This is a genomic window from Octadecabacter algicola (assembly GCF_021532625.1).
GTDB classification, from domain to species: domain Bacteria; phylum Pseudomonadota; class Alphaproteobacteria; order Rhodobacterales; family Rhodobacteraceae; genus Octadecabacter; species Octadecabacter algicola.
This window is the reverse complement of the sequence record NZ_JAKGAR010000001.1, coordinates 741,304-760,078: the sequence shown is the minus strand read 5'-3', so window position 1 is coordinate 760,078 and position 18,775 is coordinate 741,304. Positions and strand designations below refer to the sequence as shown.

General features: G+C 54.7%; 18 protein-coding genes. 7 read left to right on the top strand and 11 right to left on the bottom strand.

Translation table 11 applies throughout. The annotated features are described in order from the left end of the window. Positions 1-43: 43 nt before the first annotated feature. Positions 44-328: a DUF6525 family protein gene (locus tag L0666_RS03660; RefSeq protein ID WP_235258749.1), complete on the top strand. Its 285-nt coding sequence runs from the start codon at positions 44-46 to the stop codon at positions 326-328. On the opposite strand, the gene L0666_RS03655 is transcribed toward L0666_RS03660, so the two are convergent. Genes L0666_RS03655 through L0666_RS03640 form a run of 4 tightly spaced genes read right to left on the bottom strand, consistent with a single transcriptional unit; the run spans position 329 to position 4,471 of the window. Beyond that, positions 329-598: a helix-turn-helix domain-containing protein gene (locus L0666_RS03655; RefSeq protein ID WP_235258747.1), complete on the bottom strand. Its 270-nt coding sequence runs from the start codon at positions 596-598 to the stop codon at positions 329-331. A 37-nt stretch (positions 599-635) separates the two neighbouring features. Further along, positions 636-1,925: an HlyC/CorC family transporter gene (locus tag L0666_RS03650; protein WP_235258745.1), complete on the bottom strand. Its 1,290-nt coding sequence runs from the start codon at positions 1,923-1,925 to the stop codon at positions 636-638. Positions 1,926-1,985: 60 nt separating this feature from the next. Next, a complete protein-coding gene (locus L0666_RS03645; RefSeq protein ID WP_235258743.1) occupies positions 1,986-2,912 on the bottom strand; it encodes a site-specific tyrosine recombinase XerD in 927 nt (308 codons plus the stop codon). Continuing rightward, positions 2,909-4,471: a hypothetical protein gene (locus L0666_RS03640; RefSeq protein WP_235258741.1), complete on the bottom strand. Its 1,563-nt coding sequence runs from the start codon at positions 4,469-4,471 to the stop codon at positions 2,909-2,911. The genes L0666_RS03645 and L0666_RS03640 overlap by 4 nt, the downstream gene beginning before the upstream one ends. Before the next feature lie 347 nt (positions 4,472-4,818). Here L0666_RS03640 and L0666_RS03635 point away from each other — a divergent pair, with 347 nt between their 5' ends. Together L0666_RS03635 and aroB are read left to right on the top strand one after the other, a co-directional pair. Beyond that, the gene (locus tag L0666_RS03635; protein ID WP_336246265.1) at positions 4,819-5,403 is read left to right on the top strand and encodes a shikimate kinase; all 585 of its coding nucleotides are present in this window, start codon (positions 4,819-4,821) and stop codon (positions 5,401-5,403) included. A gap of 5 nt (positions 5,404-5,408) precedes the next feature. Then, the gene (gene aroB, locus L0666_RS03630) at positions 5,409-6,566 is read left to right on the top strand and encodes a 3-dehydroquinate synthase (RefSeq protein WP_235259551.1); all 1,158 of its coding nucleotides are present in this window, start codon (positions 5,409-5,411) and stop codon (positions 6,564-6,566) included. Between the two features lie 78 nt (positions 6,567-6,644). Here aroB and ssb read toward each other — a convergent pair whose 3' ends face one another. Further along, a complete protein-coding gene (gene ssb, locus L0666_RS03625) occupies positions 6,645-7,154 on the bottom strand; it encodes a single-stranded DNA-binding protein (RefSeq protein WP_235258739.1) in 510 nt (169 codons plus the stop codon). A 175-nt stretch (positions 7,155-7,329) separates the two neighbouring features. Between ssb and L0666_RS03620 the strand changes: the two genes are divergently transcribed. Then, the gene (locus tag L0666_RS03620; protein ID WP_235258737.1) at positions 7,330-7,932 is read left to right on the top strand and encodes a lytic transglycosylase domain-containing protein; all 603 of its coding nucleotides are present in this window, start codon (positions 7,330-7,332) and stop codon (positions 7,930-7,932) included. A gap of 71 nt (positions 7,933-8,003) precedes the next feature. Here the strand turns inward: L0666_RS03620 and L0666_RS03615 are convergent, their stop codons facing one another. The 6 genes from L0666_RS03615 to miaA form a co-directional block, all read right to left on the bottom strand. Beyond that, a complete protein-coding gene (locus L0666_RS03615; RefSeq protein WP_235258735.1) occupies positions 8,004-10,088 on the bottom strand; it encodes an ABC transporter ATP-binding protein in 2,085 nt (694 codons plus the stop codon). A gap of 4 nt (positions 10,089-10,092) precedes the next feature. Then, entirely contained in the window at positions 10,093-11,547 is a 1,455-nt protein-coding gene (locus L0666_RS03610) for an ABC transporter permease (protein ID WP_235258733.1), read from the bottom strand. 12 nt (positions 11,548-11,559) lie between these two features. Then, on the bottom strand, positions 11,560-12,606 hold the full coding sequence (locus L0666_RS03605) for an ABC transporter permease (RefSeq protein WP_235258731.1): 1,047 nt from the start codon (positions 12,604-12,606) through the stop codon (positions 11,560-11,562). Between the two features lie 109 nt (positions 12,607-12,715). Beyond that, positions 12,716-14,383 carry an ABC transporter substrate-binding protein gene (locus tag L0666_RS03600; protein ID WP_235258729.1) on the bottom strand — a complete coding sequence of 556 codons (1,668 nt, stop codon included), beginning with the start codon at positions 14,381-14,383 and terminating at the stop codon, positions 12,716-12,718. A gap of 253 nt (positions 14,384-14,636) precedes the next feature. Then, the gene (locus L0666_RS03595) at positions 14,637-15,455 is read right to left on the bottom strand and encodes a helix-turn-helix domain-containing protein (protein WP_235258727.1); all 819 of its coding nucleotides are present in this window, start codon (positions 15,453-15,455) and stop codon (positions 14,637-14,639) included. 96 nt (positions 15,456-15,551) lie between these two features. Next, complete coding sequence (gene miaA / locus L0666_RS03590; protein WP_235258725.1) at positions 15,552-16,436, bottom strand: tRNA (adenosine(37)-N6)-dimethylallyltransferase MiaA; 885 nt, start codon at positions 16,434-16,436, stop codon at positions 15,552-15,554. 61 nt (positions 16,437-16,497) lie between these two features. Here miaA and pyrH point away from each other — a divergent pair, with 61 nt between their 5' ends. The 3 genes from pyrH to frr all read left to right on the top strand — a co-directional run bounded on the left by pyrH (position 16,498) and on the right by frr (position 18,733). Further along, entirely contained in the window at positions 16,498-17,223 is a 726-nt protein-coding gene (gene pyrH, locus L0666_RS03585; protein ID WP_235258723.1) for a UMP kinase, read from the top strand. A gap of 86 nt (positions 17,224-17,309) precedes the next feature. Beyond that, on the top strand, positions 17,310-18,074 hold the full coding sequence (locus tag L0666_RS03580; RefSeq protein WP_235258714.1) for a hypothetical protein: 765 nt from the start codon (positions 17,310-17,312) through the stop codon (positions 18,072-18,074). Between the two features lie 95 nt (positions 18,075-18,169). Next, entirely contained in the window at positions 18,170-18,733 is a 564-nt protein-coding gene (gene frr / locus L0666_RS03575; RefSeq protein ID WP_235258712.1) for a ribosome recycling factor, read from the top strand. Positions 18,734-18,775 lie beyond the last annotated feature (42 nt).

Sequence of the window (18,775 nt, the reverse complement as noted above, 5' to 3'; positions counted from 1 at the left end):
ACTGTTACCTAAATATTCCCTAGCACAGCTAGGGGATTTTTTGATGCGCAGTAACCGTGGCGCGACGACGCTGAAAACAAAGCGTCGTGCACGAAATCCGATGCAAGACTATGATCGGCTGCCGCCCGAATTACGCGTTTGGGTTTCGGGGGCATTGCTGCCATGGCGCGCAGCAACTGTTAGGCGTGCCTATGACAGGGCGCTGGCTCGCAGTGGCGATCAAGACCGCGCATTGGCGGAGCTAGATCGCTTGCAACGGAAGCAAGTCGCCAAGGACGTCAGTCGTATATGGGGTTCAGATCATCCTGAGGCTGCGACCTGTCAGTGATCAGCCACAGCAGCCGCTGGTACAGGTACTAGCCGCTGGCTGTAAATCTTCGTCGATCAAGGGCAGGGCACCTGTCAAAGCCAAAGGCGTGATGTGCAGCGCCTCGGCTAAGTTGGACAAAACCGGTTCGGGCACCGCGGCGCCCTTTGTTTCCAACTTTGCAAGCTGACGTTCTGTCAGACCCGACAGTTTCGCCAATTTCGGGCGTCCAATCTTTCGCGCCTTGCGTACAGATTTCAGACGGTCAGCAAGGATTGTCTCAGAGGTCATGTCAATTTGTCCTGTGCGGTCTTGGTGCGTTACGTTGCTATAGCTCGGAAATCTTCAGCTCGGAAACGCGGTTTTCATCTTTGGCGATAACTTCAAAGCGGAAACCGTGAAAGCTGAACACTTGGCCGACCATCGGGATCATTTGAGCCTCGTGGATGACCAGTCCGGCAACGGTATTGGCTTCGTCATCCGGCAAGTTCCAGTCGGTTGCACGGTTCACATCGCGGATCGTCATGGTGCCGTCCACGGTATAGCTGCCATCCTCTGCCGCGATGAGGTCGTTTTCCTCATCGGTGTCAAACTCATCGGTGATTTCACCGACGATTTCTTCAAGGATGTCTTCTAGTGTGATCAACCCTTGCAGGGTGCCGTATTCATCGACGACCAATGCAAAATGGCGACGTCGCGCCAAGAACTGATGCATTTGGTCATCGAGCGTCGTGGTTTCCGGCACGAAGTAAGGTTTCATTGCAACTGTTAGAATATCAAACTCTGCCATTTCCTGTGGCTCGATCCGGCCATCGGCCAGCATCTTGTGCATGGCGCGCAGCAAGTCTTTGGCGTGCAAGACACCAACGATGTTTTCCGGCTCATCGCGATACAGCGGCAGGCGAGTGTGGTTGCTGTCCAGACAAAGCGACAGGATTTCGGCCACAGGCAGGGCGGCGTCGATCATTTCGATATCCGTGCGGTGAAGCATGATTTCCTCAACCGTGCGATCACCCAGATCAAGCGCACCCAAAATGCGGTCGCGGTCTTCTTTTTCTACAACACCTTCGGAATGGCCCAGTTGCAAAGCGCCTGCGATCTCTTCGCGGACTGCAAGGATGTTGCTGTCTGGGTCGGTCTGAACGCCGAACACCTGCAAAACACCACGCACCAATGTGCGTACCGCCGTAACCACAGGGGCAAAGATGGTAACAATCAAAGAAATCGGCCGTGCGGCCAGCGATGCTGCGCGTTCGGGGTTTGTAATGGCATAGGTCTTAGGCAGGACTTCGGCAAAGATCAGCACCAACAACGTCATGATGATTGTTGCCAAGGCCACGCCGTTTTCCCCGAACAGGCGCAAGAACATGGTTGTCGCCAGTGACGTGGCAAGAATGTTAACCAGATTGTTGCCTAGCAAAACCGATCCGATCAACCGTTCACGATCTTCGGTGACATCGAATGCTTTCTCAGCGCCCTTGTCGCCTTTGTCGGCGTTTGCTCGCAGTTTCCCGCGCGAGGCGGCAGTCAGCGCGGTTTCGGATCCCGAAAAGAAGCCCGAAAGCACAAGAAGAAACAGGATCGCACCAGCGGTGATCCAGAATGCAGCGTCAAGCATGGCAGTAAATCTTTATCATTGGAGTGTTATGGTGGCGCATGAGGGCACGTTCAAGGGGGGCTAGTCGTCTTGCGCCAAAGGATGGTGATCCAGCACCAGTTCTTTCAGGCGTTCATCCAGCACATGAGTGTAGATTTCTGTCGTCGCCACATCAGCGTGGCCCAGCAACGTCTGGATGGATCGCAAATCAGCACCGCCCGCCAAGAGATGGGTTGCAAAGGCGTGGCGTAGCGTGTGCGGGGTAACCTTTGCAGGGGATACGCTACCCGCAACGGCAAGGTCCTTGATGAGATTGAAAAAGCTTTGTCGCGTGAGATGCCCCAGCTTACCGCGGGATGGGAACAGGAACTTTGATCGTGGTGCGCCGTCTTTCACGGCGGCCTCTTCGGCCTCATCGCGTGCGGCGAGCCACGTGGCGGTGGCCGTGCGGGCAGGTGGGGAAAGGGGCACCATGCGTTCCTTGTCGCCTTTGCCGCGTACCAACAACATGCGCGGATCACCCCGTGCGGCGGCAACAGGGAGGGACACCAATTCGGTCACGCGCATGCCCGTCGCGTACAGCAGTTCCATCAGGCAGGTGGTGCGCAATGTGTCTTTGGGTGCGGCGCGTGCGGCCCCTAGCAAGGCATCGACTTCTTCATGGCTTAGGGTCTTGGGAAGACGTTTGTCGCGCCCTGGGCCACTGATCTGGATTGCAGGGTTGTCATCGCGCCAGCCTTCTTCAAAGGCGAACCGATAGATTTGCTTGATCGCCGACAGGCGTCGCGCCCGCGTGGATTTTGCAAGCCCTTGGTCATCGCACCAGATCAAATAACGCTCAACATCACTTTGCGTGACGGTGCTAAAATGTCCGTCCAACCAGTCAGAAAACGCGGTCAGGTCACGGGCATAAGCCAATTGGGTATTTGTAGCAGCGTCCAACTCTGCGGCCTGCGCCTCAAGGAAGGCTTGAATCCAGTTGGCGTTCGGGCGTTCAGACGCGCTCATGGAAGCAACAGATATTGCAAAGAGATGCGTCGCGCTGCGTCTTCCAAACCAAGCGCGCGCAAGGTTGCGATCCCATCTTGAAAGGCCTGTGCATCGCCGTCGATCCCTTGTTGAAGGGTCGCAATGTTGCGCAAGATTGCTTCGCCGGTGCGGCCTTGGCTTGCCATTTCGACAAGTGTCGCATCTGGTTCTGCTTCAAAGGCGGCGCGCACCAACGGATATTGTTTGCGCTCAACGCCGACGTTTGAAAAATCACCACCACGTGCAATCGCGGCCAAAGATGGATCGGTGATGGCGAGGTCTTCGTTCAGGGCTGCTTCTTCGTAGCGATCGGACAACAATAGAAACTTGAACACCAACGGGTCAGCGGGAACCGCCCCAGTATCCAGCATCAAAGGGGCGAAATACTGGGCCATCTGAACGGTCACGCCAACGGACTGGGCCTCGTTCCACAGGCGCGTCAGGGCGTCATCTATTGCACCTTCGTCTTCGCTGGTCAGCGCAGTTGTCAATTGATCAACGGCGCGGGCGCGTTCCCAGACGCCACCTGACGCTGCGGGTACACGGGCCGTATAAAGCCCCATCAACGCGTTGTTTGCGATCGCGCCAGAGCGTGCCAATCTCTCGGCGGCCTCGAGCTGGGCTTTCCAACCGACATTGGCCCGTAAGTCGGCATGAGAAAAAGCACGCGGAAGGCCTTGCGTGGTCAGCGGGGTTCCAATGGCTTCGAACATTCTAAAGGTAAGCGGAGTCGCGTGATCAGGCGGGGTAAGGTCTGGTTCGTCTTCAAAAAGTTCGGGATCAAGGAACCGCGACAACAAAGCGCCAGTGTCCGCATCAATATCGTCAAGCGCCAATCCAGTGTTCAACGTCAACGCCGCAGCGGACCAATCGCCAGATCGCGCCAGACAGAAAACGCGGGCCGATGGTGTGGGGGCCACATCTGGGCGCGACTGTAAATCACGGCAGGCAGCGTCTTCCGTGCCCGTCAGTAACGACACATCAAACCAGCGGCGAAACAAAGCCGGCGTATCAGGGCTTGCCGCCTCAAGCATCGCTTGCGCACGTTCTAACGCACCGAAATCCAGCAATTTATCTACGCGTGCCAAAAAGAATGCGTCATCGCCGGCGTCCATGCGCGGCGGGTTTGCTTGGCTCATAGACAGGGTCATGATCAATTCTTGCACAGCAGGGAGCGTATCAACCTGCTGTGCCATCATTAGGGCGGCGATGGTGTCTGGTGCGCTGTTTTCCCAAAGGTCTACGGGTAGGCCCGTGATCTCGGGGGCCAAAATGCCCAAAGCACGAGGGGCAGGGCCGCCCAACGTCTGAACCGAAACGTTCGGTGTGGTGGCAGATTGAGCGACCGGATCTTCATCGGCATCGGGGATACGTGTCGCTTGCGTTCCCAAAACGGGGGCCGCAACTGCGACTTCGGGTTGTTCAACGGTTTCGGACAGCCAATCAATGGCCGACAAAGGCGCATTATCGTCAGTTTGCGCCAGCATCGGAGCAGAACAGATAATCAAAACACTCGTAAAAACTCCGAACCCACGCATCACTCACTCCCTAATGTCACCGGTATAACCACCTGTTGGATCGGGGCTGCGAAGTCGTCGGGCATAAAGATCGGCCCGAGATAGGCAAAGCCGATGAAAGCGATTGCCGCTAGAATGCACAACACCAATAGAAGTTTTATCAATCGCCACATGCTGCTCGGTCCACCCTTTTGCCCGTTTCTTTGCCCCAAATGCGCGGCCTTAGTTGCCGCTTGTCTTGAGGTTATATATGTCCTTTGCAGCAAGATCACGCCACCGCTTAGCATATTTTTTCAAACAAGCGGGGCTTGGCCGATACGATTTGGCGGTGGGCTATGAAAACAAGGCCCAAACTGGGGGATATACAGGTGACAGAAGGACCAGAAATTACAGTGGACCCGAAGCCGGACTTCGTCTTACACCGTACAGTCGTGCTGGTCGGGATGATGGGATCAGGCAAGACGGCCATCGGTCGCGCGCTCGCGCAGCGTTTGAATGTGCCTTACATCGATTCTGATGCTGAAATAGAATCCGCCGCCAATGCTACGATTTCGGAAATCTTTGAACGCTCCGGTGAGCCGTTCTTCAGGGATCGGGAAGCCGAAGTCATCTCTCGTCTTCTGGCGTCAGACCCATGTATTTTATCGACGGGGGGCGGTGCCTATTTGGCAGAACGCAATCGCTCCGAGATTTCGCAGCACGGTGTTGCGGTGCTTTTGGATGCGGACCTTGACCTGCTTTGGGAACGGGTGCGCTATAAGGATACACGCCCGTTGCTGCGCACGCCTAACCCTCGAAAAACCTTGGGTGAAATCTATAAGGAGCGCGCTCCGATCTATGCGAAAGCAGAGCTGAGCGTCCAAACCAAGCCCGAGTACTCAATCGAACAAACTACCGACGTCGTGATGGACATACTTGCCTCACGCCCTGACATACTGGAGCCCGCCACATGAGCGATTTGATTGAAACCGTTCACGTTAACCTGCCTGGGCGTTCGTATGACGTGGTGATCGGGCCTGGTCTTCTGGCGGAAGCAGGCGCGCGGGTCGCTCCGTTCTTGCGTCGTCCACGCGTTGTGATCGTGACCGAAGACAACGTTGCCCCTTTGCATCTGGACGCTTTACGCGCAGGACTGGAAGCGGAAGGCATCTCATCAGAAAGTCTGGTTTTGCCCGCTGGGGAAGGTACCAAGAGCTGGCCGTTCTTAGAACAAACAGTCGAATTCCTTTTGGCACAAAAGGTTGAACGCGGCGATATAGTGATTGCTTTTGGCGGTGGTGTCATTGGCGATCTTGTTGGGTTCGCCGCAGCGACAGTCCGCCGTGGCGTGCGGTTTGTGCAGATCCCGACATCGTTGTTGGCACAGGTCGACAGTTCCGTGGGCGGCAAAACTGGGATCAACTCGGTGGCGGGTAAAAACTTGATCGGCGCGTTTCACCAACCGACTCTGGTTTTGGCCGATGTGGCCTTGCTGGGGACACTTACAAACCGCGACTTCCTGTCGGGCTATGGAGAGGTGGCTAAATACGGGCTGCTGGGTGACGAAAGCTTCTTTGACTGGCTCGAAGTGCAAGGGCCAAAGCTTAAGCCGCTGTTGAACGGAGATAATACTGTCTCTTCGGATGCGGTATCTAATGACGTTATAGCCGCGCGGGTCGAAGCTGTGCGTTGGTCCGTACAGATGAAGGCCGACATCGTCGAACGGGATGAAACGGAACAAGGCGACCGCGCTTTGTTGAATCTTGGTCATACGTTTTGTCACGCGCTTGAGGCCGCAACAGGGTATTCAAACCGCCTGTTACATGGCGAAGGCGTTGCGATCGGGTGTGCTATGGCTTTTGAAGTTTCGGCTCGTATGGGACTGTGCAGCCAAGAAGCGCCGAGCCGCGTACGCGCGCACCTTAAAGACATGGGAATGAAGACCGATCTGAAAGACATCGACGGCGATCTGCCCGATGCTGATGCTCTGTTGGCGCTCATGGGGCAGGACAAAAAGGTTGTTGATGGCAAGCTGCGCTTTATTCTCGCGCGTGGCATCGGCGAGGCCTTCATCACATCTGACGTGCCGGCGGCCACGGTGTTGGGTGTGTTGCGCGATGGTCTCGCAGCGCGGTAGGTTTGCTGTCATCATTGCACAAACGATAAGGGGCCAAGCATTGCATGGCCCCTTATGAATTGTCTTTGGTGTGTCGGCTTAGAACGGGATCTCGTCGTCCATGTCACTACCGCCGCCGCTGCCACCTTTGTCGCCGCCGCCATAATCACGGCCTTGATCGCCACCACCGTAGCCACCGCTACCATAACCGCCACCTTGATCACCGCCGCCGTAGCCTCCACCGCCGCTGCTGTCACCGCGGCCGCCGATCATGGTCATGACGCCGTCAAAGCCCTGCAAAACCACTTCTGTAGTATAACGGTCATTGCCGGACTGGTCCTGCCATTTGCGCGTCTGCAGTTTACCTTCGATATAAACCGTCGAGCCCTTCTTGAGGTATTGTTCGGCCACACGCACCAAACCTTCTTGGAAGATCGCGACAGAATGCCATTCCGTTTTCTCGCGGCGTTCGCCAGTGTTCTTATCTTTCCAAGTTTCAGACGTGGCGATGCGAAGGTTACAAACCTTGCCGCCGTTCTGAAAACTGCGCACCTCTGGGTCGCGCCCCAGATTGCCGATAAGCATGACTTTGTTAAGTGAACCGGCCATTATTCGCCTCTCCTGTAGAATCTTTAAAGGGTTTTAACCCTGTTACAGCACCGGTGATAGGCCCGAAAGGCTTAACGGAACCTTAGGGTGGATTCCGCACGGGATTAAACCATGCTGCAATATGGTCAAACCAATGGTGATGGGTTATGTTTTCACAAAATGTGGGGGCATGTTTATGCGCGTATTGGCAAGTGTAGCGGCGTTCGCTACTGTTTTTACTACGATTTCAATCACTTCGGTGCCAGCTTTGGCAGACACCTTGTCGACGCGAAATCGCACCACTTTATTTAGTTCTCAGCTTGATGTGTTGGATGGTCGGGCCGCGTCGCAATACGCCAACTCGATCCGTCTTCAGCCACCCCGCATTGAAGTGCCAACGACAACGAACACGGGCCCACAATATAATGGCAGCTATCGTGGCCAATTTCTTAATATGGCGAAGGCCGCAGCGCAGCGGAATCGTGTTCCAGAAGATTTGTTTCTGCGTCTGATCCAACAGGAAAGCGCATGGAATCCGAATGCCCTGTCTCATGCAGGGGCGATTGGATTGGCGCAGTTGATGCCGGGAACGGCACAGTATTTGCGTGTAAATCCGCGTGATCCTTACCAAAACCTCGATGGTGGTGCGCGGTACTTGCGTGAACAGTTTGATACATTCGGGTCTTGGCGTTTGGCGCTCGCGGCCTACAACGCGGGCCCGGGCGCAGTTCAACAACATGGGGGCGTGCCACCCTATCGTGAGACGCGCAATTATGTGCGGGTCATCTGGGGTAGCTAAAAACGAATGCTTCGTAAATTTAAAGGCGTCGCATGAGCTGCGACGCCTTTCTTATTGATAACGTTGAGTGATTACTCTGCGGCCATTTCGATGACGGGTTCCATCTGAGCCAAGTCATCGTCGTTCAGGTGGCATTTGATCTGATGTCCATTCGCCAAGGTGCGTACTGTAGGCACTTTGGTTTCACACAGGGATCTGCCGGCCTTATCTTTCCAGTTGCAGCGCGTTTGGAAGGGGCAGCCACTGGGCGGGTTCATCGCGGATGGAATATCACCCTCAAGAACGATGTGCTTTTTCTTGATCTTGGTATCGGCGATTGGCACCGCTGACAAAAGCGCCTCTGTGTAGGGGTGGTACGGCGGGCTAAAGACTTGTTCGGTGGTGCCAAGCTCAACAACATGTCCAAGGTACATAACCATAACGCGATCAGATAGATAGCGCACGATGCTCAAGTCGTGAGAGATGAACAGCAGGGTCGTTTTCTCGTTGCGTTGGATTTCCATCAACAGGTCGGTGACAGCCGCTTGAACTGATACATCCAAGGCCGATACAGGTTCATCTGCCACCACGATCCGTGCGTCACCGGCAAAGGCGCGCGCGATCCCGACACGTTGTTTTTGACCACCTGACAGCTGGCGCGGCATACGATCCGCAAAGGCACGGGGCAGTTTGACCAGATCAAGCAATTCTAACATGCGATCCTTACGATCCTGATCCGTTTTGCCGATCTTAAAAATCTCGAGCGCACGAATGATCTGCCGCCCGACCGTCATAGATGGGTTCAATGTGTCGAACGGGTTCTGGAATACCATTTGGACATCCGCGACCGTCTTTGTGTCACGGGATTCAATCGGCGTGGATTCGATGTTTTCGTTATCGAGAAGGATTTGCCCCTCCGTCGCGGTTTCCAAGCCCATCAACACCTTGGCAAAGGTCGACTTCCCGCAGCCGGATTCGCCCACAATGGCAAGCGTTTCGCTTTCGCGTGCTTCAAAAGATAGGGTTTCGTTGGCTTTGACGACCTTTTTGTTCTTACCGCCAAACAGCGCAGATGCCGCAACCTCATAGTATTTCTTGAGATTATCCATCTTCAGGACAACTCGGCCTGGTTCTGGCTTTTCGGTTTGTTCGCCGACCTCGATAGGGGCGTCCCAATCGATTTCCTGAAAGCGTAGGCAACGTGTTTCGTGTGATCCGTCGTCATCGGCGGGGTACATTGGAATGCCGCCTTCGTCGCAAAGACCGGCTTCGAAATAGTCGCAGCGGGGACCAAAGTTACAGCCTTGCGGGCGTTCATGGGGCAGTGGGAAATTCCCGGGAATGGCCACCAAAGGGCGAGCGTTTTTGTCAGCACCGGGCAATGGGATCGAACGGAACAACGCCTGTGTATAGGGGTGCTGCATATTGTCGAACACACCTGCAATTGTACCGCGTTCCACGGCTTCGCCAGAATACATCACACAGATACGGTCACAGGTTTCCAGAACCAGCCCGAGGTTGTGAGAGATAAACAGCATCGAAGTGCCGTATTTTTTACCAAGGTCTTTGACCAGTTCAACAACGGCGGCTTCGACAGTTACATCGAGCGCGGTGGTCGGTTCATCCAAGATCAGCAAAGACGGCTTTGACATCAAGGCCATCGCGATGACGATACGCTGTTGTTGGCCGCCCGATAGTTGGTGCGGGAAGCTGTTCAGCATGCGTTCCGGATCAGGAAGCTTAACGTCAGTTACCACTTCCAATGCCCGCGCATAGGCTTCTTGTTCGCCCACACCTTCGTGGATCATCGGCACTTCCATCAGCTGTTTGCCGATCCGCATGGCGGGGTTCAACGACGCCATAGGTTCCTGATAGATCATTGCGATTTCAGAACCACGAATGTCTCGCAGCTCTTCGCGTGTCATCTCGTTCAGCTCGCGGCCTTTGAACTTGATCGAACCGCCAACAATGCGCCCGTTCACGCCGAGGTCTTGCATGACCCCAAGCGCGACGGTGGATTTACCGCAGCCGGATTCGCCGACGATGCCCAAGGCCTCACCCGGTTGGATAGAGGCAGAGAAGTTCATCACCGCGGGGATTTCGCGAAGCCGTGTGAAAAAGCTAATCGAAAGGCGATCAATTTCGAGGATAGGGCCGTCGTAGGTTTCACGTTTCATGGGCTTAATCCTTCAGGCTTTCTTCGCGCAGACCATCTGCGAGAAGGTTGAGGCCGAGCACCAGAGACAGCAATGCGATGGCAGGGGGCAGGGCAGGGTGTGCGAAGATTAGCAACAGTTTGCGCCCTTCGTTGATGGTGCTGCCCCAGTCCGGGGATTCCGGCGGCAGACCAAGGCCAAAGAAGCCCAAGGTGCCAAGCAGGATGGTGGTGTAACCAATACGAAGGCAGAAATCGACGATCAGCGGGCCACGTGCATTGGGTAGGATTTCCCAGAGCATGATGTACCACGGACCTTCACCACGGGTTTGCGCAGCGGCCACGTAATCGCGGGTTTTGATATCAAGCGCGAGGCCGCGCACGATACGGAACACAGTGGGTGAGTTCACAAAAACCACCGACACAAACACCACAAGGATACCGGATGGGATGTTGATGAAATCAAGAGCTGCTGGCCAGATTTGCAACGGGCTGTCCGCATCGCTGACCACGTTCAGGTAAAGGAGCCCCAGCGGGATTAGGACCACCGCCAGCAAAAGCGTGTTCTTGCTGGGTTGGGTCTTAAAACGGCTGTTGATCATCACACCAAAGAACACCAGCGGGAAAATGAACAGGAATGCCGCCATATAGTTTGGCAGACCTGTCGCTACGATTTCCGGTGTCACCAACAAGTAGAACAACAAGATCACGGGGAAGGCGAGGATTAGGTTGGCAAGGAAGGACAACAGCGTGTCCAGTTTACCGCCATAGTAGCCCGCAGGCAGGCCCAGCGTGATGCCGACCATAAAGGCGAAAACAGTCGCGAGCGGTGCGATGACCATAACGATCACCGACCCGTGGACCATGCGGCTAAAAATGTCACGCGCAAGGTTGTCTCCGCCCAACAAATAGTGCGGGAAGAATCCTTCGTCTTGACCTTCGGGGACAGGGAAACCGGGTGTTTTATTCTTGATACCCGAGATTTGCTGCAATGGATCATGGGTCGCGATCATGTCAAACAGACCGACATATATTGACGTAAAGACCCAGAACATCACCAGTCCAAAGCCGATCATACCGATCATTGAATCGAACAGTTTACCGTACAGGCCGAGTTTGCGTTTGAACGTGATCGATACTGCAAATGTGACGATCAACGACAGCCAAACGGGCAGAAACCGTTTGATAACTTCGCCCAAGATTCCAGCTTTGCCGTATGGCATGAACCAAGAGACCACGATGATGGCGGCGATGATAAAAACGATCAACATGAAAATCTGAAGGTTCAGTTTTTCAAGTCGCCCAAGTAGGCCGCCACGAGATTTAATCGTGCCATCTGCGTTGGCTTGCAGTTTCACCTCTGGGGCGAAAAAGCTCATGATGGTTTGTACGACGACACCTGCCAGGAAGACGAAAACGGCAATTGTCAGTGCTGGGATGAGAGTGCTCCCGAAAGAGCCGGTCCAGGAAAGTGGTTCCATTGTTCTGGCTCCTTAAGAAATGCGAATGCGTGGGTTGAGGAAGACGTAGCCGATATCCGAGATAAGCTGCGTGAACAGCACCACAAAGACAGAGACTACCGACACGCCCAACAGGAGTTCGATGTCGTTGTTGGATGCAGCCTGTACCAACGTCCAACCGAAACCTTTGTAGTTGAACAAGGTCTCGACGATCACGACGCCGTTCAGCAACCAAGGGAACTGCAACATGATCACGGTGAATGGTGCGATCAGTGCATTGCGCAAGGCGTGTTTCATAACGATGTTTGGAAAGCTCACACCCTTAAGGCGGGCGGTGCGGATGTATTGGGCGGTCATCACTTCAGTCATTGAGGCCCGCGTCATTCGTGCGATATAGCCCATCCCGTAAAGTGCGATGGTGATCACGGGTAGGAAGAAGTTCTCAAAGTTTGCACCATCCATCGCTGATGTGGCGGTTCCTTTGAACCACTGCATCCCAAATAGGGGGGTGGCAAAGACGGCAATGAAGATAACACCAGACACGTATTCCGGCGTCGCGGTCGAGATGATTGAAACGGTCGACAGGCTGCGGTCCGTGCGCGACCCTTCTCGCATTCCGGCCAGCACACCGATTATCAACGCGCCGGGCACCATAACCATCATCACCCAGAACATGAGCTTTCCAGTTAGGGCAAGGCGGGTGCCGACAATCTTTGAAACGCTGTCCTTAAAGACTGTGGACTGTCCCCATTCGCCTTGCAGAACGCCACAAAATGTCGGTGTGTCTTCGGTTGGTGAAGAGGCGGCCGCGCAGCGGGCGCGGGTTTCGCCATCTGTTCCTTCAATCACATAGCCCGGCAGTACGCCAAGCCATTGACCGTATTTAACGGGGAGGGGCTGAGTATACCCGCGGTTGCCCAAATAGGTGGCAACGGCTTCGTCGCTCATTCGGAAGTTACCTTGGGTCTTAGCGAGCTTTTCCAAATTAGGGAAAAGGTTGGTCAGCCAGAACACAATGAAGGTCAGGCAAAGCGCAGTGAGGATCATCACCCCAAGGCGTCGCAGAATAAACAGTCCCATCAAGTAGCCCCTGTTGGTTGGCTGTGCCGCGCCGAAACGATGCCTGCGCGATCTTTTGTCATTTGAAAAGGCCGCCCGCGTGAACGGACGGCCTTGGATATTGGGTAAGTTAGGCTGCTAGGCCGATCTTATAGATCTGCGGCAGGTAACCGATGTGCATGTCCCAACCGACAAAGCCAGGCTTGGCGTGACGATAGAGAGAGCGCCAGTATGGCTGGAGCGTCACCGCTTCGTCCGTGAGGATCTGCTGGATTTTCGTCATCACTTCGCGACGTGCATCTGCATCCGCGATTGCGTTGGCTTCATCCAGAAGCGCATCAAATTCAGCGTTGGCAAATGCAAACTCGTTCCATGCTTCACCTGAGCGATATGCCAAACCCAGAACCTGTGTACCCAGTGGGCGGTGGTTCCAGTTGGTGGAGGAGAACGGGTACTTCGTCCAGTCGTTCCAGAACGTAGAGCCCGGAATGATTGTCCGTTTTACGTTGAACCCGGCGTCGCGCAACTGTGCAGCTACTGCATCAGTTGTGTTCTTACGCCAATCATCATCAATGGAAGAGATTTCCATCTCAAAGTCTGCCATGCCCGCCTCGGTCAGCAGGGCAAGTGCGCCTTCTGGGTCATATTCCACTGCGGGAACGTCAGCCCATTCAGGGTGCATTGGGCCAACGTGCTGGTTGCGCGCTGTCAGACCTTGGTTCGCGTAGCCAAGCTCAAGACACACAGCAGGATCAACCGCCATTGCAATCGCCTTGCGAACACGGACATCAGCGTATGGCGTCATACCATCAACTTCGGCCGCTTGGTTCGGGCGGATAACGATTGTCGCAGCAGATGCGATTTCGGAACGCTCGTAACCAATGGATTCGAATACGTCGACAAAGTCGCCAACCGTTTCATATGTCATGTCGACTTCGTCTGCGGCTGCTGCTGCAACCCATGCAGATGGGTCAGTGCCGTAATCGATGTATTCAATACGATCGAGGTAGGCGCCTTTGCCTTCTGCATAACCCCACCAGTCGTGGCCTTCGTTGCGCACGAGCACGGATTTGACGCCGACTTCGTGGCTTTCTGGAAGGTAAGGACCTGTGCCAACGGGCGCGTTAACAGGATTTTCGCGATCAACCGTGCTGTGATAGATGGCTGCAGGGTAGTCGGCCATGCCCGCAATCAAAGTGATATCAGAACCAGGCAGGTTCAGTTTGACGGTGTGGCTGTCAACGACTTCGATCGCGCCTTCGATTGCGGCATCGGTCTCGGGATCAACCAGAATAGCCATACGGCCAGCCATAGAGTTACCTTCGGCGGACTTGTCACACCATTCAGTGAAAACACGGGCGACGTCTTCGGCTGTGAAATCATCACCGTTGTTCCATTTGACGCCCTGACGGACGTTCAATGTGTATTCGGTCGCGTCGTCGTTCACTTCCCAGCTAGACAAGAGCATCGGGTTGAAAGAACCGTCGGAGTTATACTCAACGAGGTATTCCAGCCAACCTGCATAGACGAATGCCATCTGTGTCCAGTCAGTCGCGCGGATGTCTTTAAGGGCGCGGACTTCCATTTGCATACGCATGGTGCCGCCTTGTTGGGCGTGGCCTGCAGCCTGCGCTGGCTGAGTGAGGCCAAGCATGCCGTAGGCCGCAGCGGATGTAACGCCAAGTGCGGTTGTGCGCGCCATGAATTCACGGCGGCTTAGTTTTCCGGCTTTCTCATCTTTGACATAAACGTCGATGGCCGGATGCATAGGCGCCCCGGTAAGTGTTTTGTTGGTCATTCGTGATCTCCCTGAAGACACTATTTATTTCTCGTTTGGTCGGGGTCTTAACAGGTCAGGAAAACGTCTTATCGCGTTCGCTCAATAACCATGCCCCCACAAGAAATCTCATTAGGTCAGTGTTTTGGCCGAAAGGTCAACGGCTGCAATCGGCAATTCGCTTCCCATTAGCGACATTTTTCGGGTCGCAAATGAGATATTGTAGGGAAACTCGATTGCCGCATTGCAGCGTCGCGCACCACAAATTGTTCCACTAAATGGAGGCCAAGGGCCCTTTTTTGCGGAACTGGGATGGGGTCATTCCAGTCTGCGTTTGAAACGCCCTTGTGAAGTACGCCGGAGACCCAAATCCGAGTGATTGCGCGATTTTGTTCACTGGCGCTTTGCTGTCTCGCAGCATGAGGCGTGCTTCAAATAAAATGCGATCGTTCAACAACGTGAGTGCGGATTTCCCGCTTGTGGCTTTGCAACAGCGGGCAAGGTGGGTCGGTGTCACACCAAGCTTGGCGGCGTAATCCGCAACGCCGCTGTGCAGGTGATAGTCGCGTTCGATCAGATCCGTATAAGCCGCCACCAGACGTGCCGAGGCCGTATCGGCGCGGGAGTCTTTGCTGTCGTCGGCTCTCAGGCCAAGTTGCCTCTCAAAGTAGATTGCGAGCAAGCCAAGCTGATAGTGGGCCGCGCGGTCGTGGCCGGATTGCTCGGACTTCAGTTCCCGTTCCAAAGCATCCAGATGCACAGCGAATTCTTTTTGCGCAATGACATCGCGCAGCCGAAGGTGGGTCGGCTCCAGAGGCCATTCGGTTGCCATAGCCGATGGGATGGTCAGCATCTGCCCAAACACGGTCGGGCCAACTTCGAAACCGTACATGGTGCCTGCTGGAATATAGATTAGATTGTTCGCGCCAAAGCCGCTGGTCAGTCCGGCGATGGTAATACGACCCTGACCACGAGCCACGAAGATAAGACGCGGAGATGCGTGCGACCGCATGGCTTCGGTTCGCCAGCGACCTTGCCCTGCGTTTTGGGCGATTGCTGTCAAAGCGAGGCGGTTTTGCGGGTCTGTCATCATCGGCGTGTGGTCCAGTCTTAATCAAAAAAGATGTTCGATTAGGACAATTTTGACGCCAAGAAATTGTAAATCAACGTTATTTTTGTTGGCTATCTGTCACTGGGCTACATCTGGTAGAGGCACGATTTGCCACCGCTTCATGCGGGACCGTAACCAAGTGCGCTGACGTTTGGCATAGCGCCGCGTGGCCACGATAATTGCCTCACGGGCCGAATCGGTCGTGATTTCGTTGTTCAAAAGCTGGATCAGCTCCTGCGCTCCAATGGCCTTGGACGATGGGGCGAGGGGGTCCCAATTTGGTAGCATTGCTTTGGCTTCGGCCAAGGCGCCGGCGTCCATCATCATCCCAAAACGTTGTTCGATCCGTGCATTCAACCAGTCGACGTCTGGCATCAGGGCAAGGGCGGTGCAGTCTTCTAGGGGCAACAAGGCTGGCGGCGTGTCGGCTTGCCAGTCACGGATACTGCGCCCTGTGGTTTGTTGAACTTCCCATGCGCGTTGCACGCGGGCACGGTTGTTGAGGTCAAGGGCGCCTGCGGTATTAGCGTCTAATCCCGCGATCAAATCGGGTAGGGGGATCGCGTCCGCTTTGGCCCTGACATCGGGGGGCGTTGCCGGAATGTCCGCGAGCCCTTCGGTCAGTGCCGTGAAATACAATCCTGTCCCGCCGACAATAATGGGGCGCGTTCCCTTTAAGAACGGCGTGACATCGCGCAGCCAGTCCCCAACGGAATAGGGCGCGTCATAAGGAAGGAGGTTATAAAGATGATGTGGCGCACGTGCCAAATCTTCGGACGGCGGCTGTGCGGTCAGGATGGGCCAGCCTTGATAGATCTGCAGCGCATCGGCGTTGACGATCACGCCACCTTGGGCCTCAGCGATTTGCAGTGCCAGACCAGATTTTCCACTGGCAGTTGGTCCGTAAATCAAGACAGGCTTGTCTGGATCGATTTTGGTGAGGTCAAACATCATATGTCCCATTGCGTCCGGCCCCCTTTTGCGACATTTTGCGCGAAACGGAAAGCAGCAGCAGGGGGCAGCGATGTCAGAGACCGAAAAGACCACTTATAACAGGGTCATGCTGAAGATTTCTGGTGAGGCGTTGATGGGGGACCAAGGGTTTGGTCTGCATCCGCCAACCGTCGAACGGATCGCCAAAGAGGTTCAAAGCGTTCAGGAAATGGGCGTTGAGATTTGCATGGTCATCGGTGGCGGAAATATTTTCCGCGGACTTCAGGGCTCTGCGCAGGGGATGGAACGCACCACGGCAGACTATATGGGAATGCTTGCGACCGTCATGAATGCGTTGGCGATGCAAAGTGCGCTTGAGGGTCTTGGCATCCACACACGGGTCATTTCTGCGATCACAATGAACGAAGTGGCCGAACCCTACATTCGCCGCCGCGCCGTGCGCCACCTCGAAAAGAAACGGATTTGTATCTTTGCGGCGGGCACGGGTAACCCGTATTTCACGACCGATACCGCGGCCACATTGCGTGCGTCCGAAATGGCCTGCGAGGCGATTTTTAAGGGCACCAAGGTTGACGGTGTCTATGACAAAGACCCTGCAAAGCACGACGACGCCAAGCGTTATGACAAAATCACATATGATGAAGTTCTGGCGCAGCACCTTGGCGTGATGGACGCGAGCGCGATTGCATTGGCGCGCGAAAACAGCTTGCCGATTGTTGTGTTCAGCCTTGATGCGGACGGGGGCTTTAAAAGTATCCTCGATGGCACCGGAACATCTACTGTCGTCAGTGATTAATGCGACTGGCCGTTGGTCTTGTTCTCTTGGCCGCGCCATGTGTTGCAGAACCTGAGTGGCCAGCTACGGTTGAACACCTCGAGGCTTTGGAATTTCTAGGCGAGCATGGCTGCACCCTGAGTGATGAAAGCTTTGCTGGCGCGCTGGATGTTGGATTAGCATTTGAGGTCATACAGCTCGTTGCGCTGTCGGCGCAAGCGACAGGACAAGCAAAAGCGCAGGGCCCTTTCGTTGTCTTTGACGAAAGCGTTTGCACAATCCGCTTACCGCAGATCGAAAGCAGTCTGTCGATTTCTGACTTTGGGTCGCGGGTACTGTATCCACACATTTCCAAAAAGGTCGGCGATGTCTTTAGCCAGATTGTAGCCGACGATTGCACGATGAATGAGGACCTTTTCCTTCTTGCTTTGGCTCGCGATTCTGAAGAAGAAATGCAGCGCGCGGATTATGTGGAGTTTCTTGCTGCAAACATCATATCCGGAGATGTACGGTTTTTTAATAATACCAATAGCAGGGTTTTCGGGATAGCTGACTACCATTTCACGAGCGGCGATTGTGCGAGTTCAGCAAATGCTGACAACCTCCAAGTAAATCATGGAATACTTTTGTCGGGTTTCGCTCGCTACGTTCGCGAGCTCGGAGAGCAAAGCGTTTGCGGTGAAGGAGCGACCTCCAAAGGCACTCGGCTGGCGAACGAAATTCAAGGGTACGACAGGGCCAATGTTGAGCCGCAGTCATTTCATAATATCTTTTTGTTTTTTGAATACGAGCTGATTACAGAAGCTGTTGGCTGGCGCAACGGCTCTTGGGAGGGGCCAGTTCGTCCGCCGCTTTGCCATTATCCGGACTGAAGCCCGCCGATCTGCACAGGTTCTGCGTACATCCGCTATACAAATGCGTACCGATAACTGTATATCACCTCAAACGAACCCAAAAGAGCAGCCCAATGTCAGATGATTTTATCCTAGATACCGACGATTTGCAGCGCCGCATGGATGGCGCAATCGCCAACTTGCGCACTGAATTTTCATCCCTTCGCACAGGCCGTGCATCCGGCTCCATGTTGGACCCCGTGATGGTTGACGCCTACGGCTCAATGACGCCGATCAACCAAGTTGGCACCGTCAACGTGCCTGAGCCGCGTATGGTAACCGTGAACGTTTGGGACAAAGGCCTTGTCGGCAAAGTCGAAAAAGCGATCCGTGAAAGTGGGTTGGGCATTAACCCACAGCTGAATGGCACGATCATCATGCTGCCGATCCCTGAACTGAACGAAGAACGTCGTCGCGAACTTGGCAAGGTCGCTGGCGGGTACGCGGAAAATGCCCGTGTCAGCGTTCGCAATCTGCGCCGTGACGGCATGGACCAGATCAAGAAGGCAAAGAGCGACGGCATGTCAGAGGACGACCAGAAGTTCTGGGAAAGCGCCGTTCAGGAATTGACCGACGACTACATTAAGCGCGTCGATGAGCAACTTGAGACGAAACAAGCGGAAATCATGCAAGTCTGACACGTTGTCAGGATCAATTAAGAGTAAAGCGGGGGCCACATT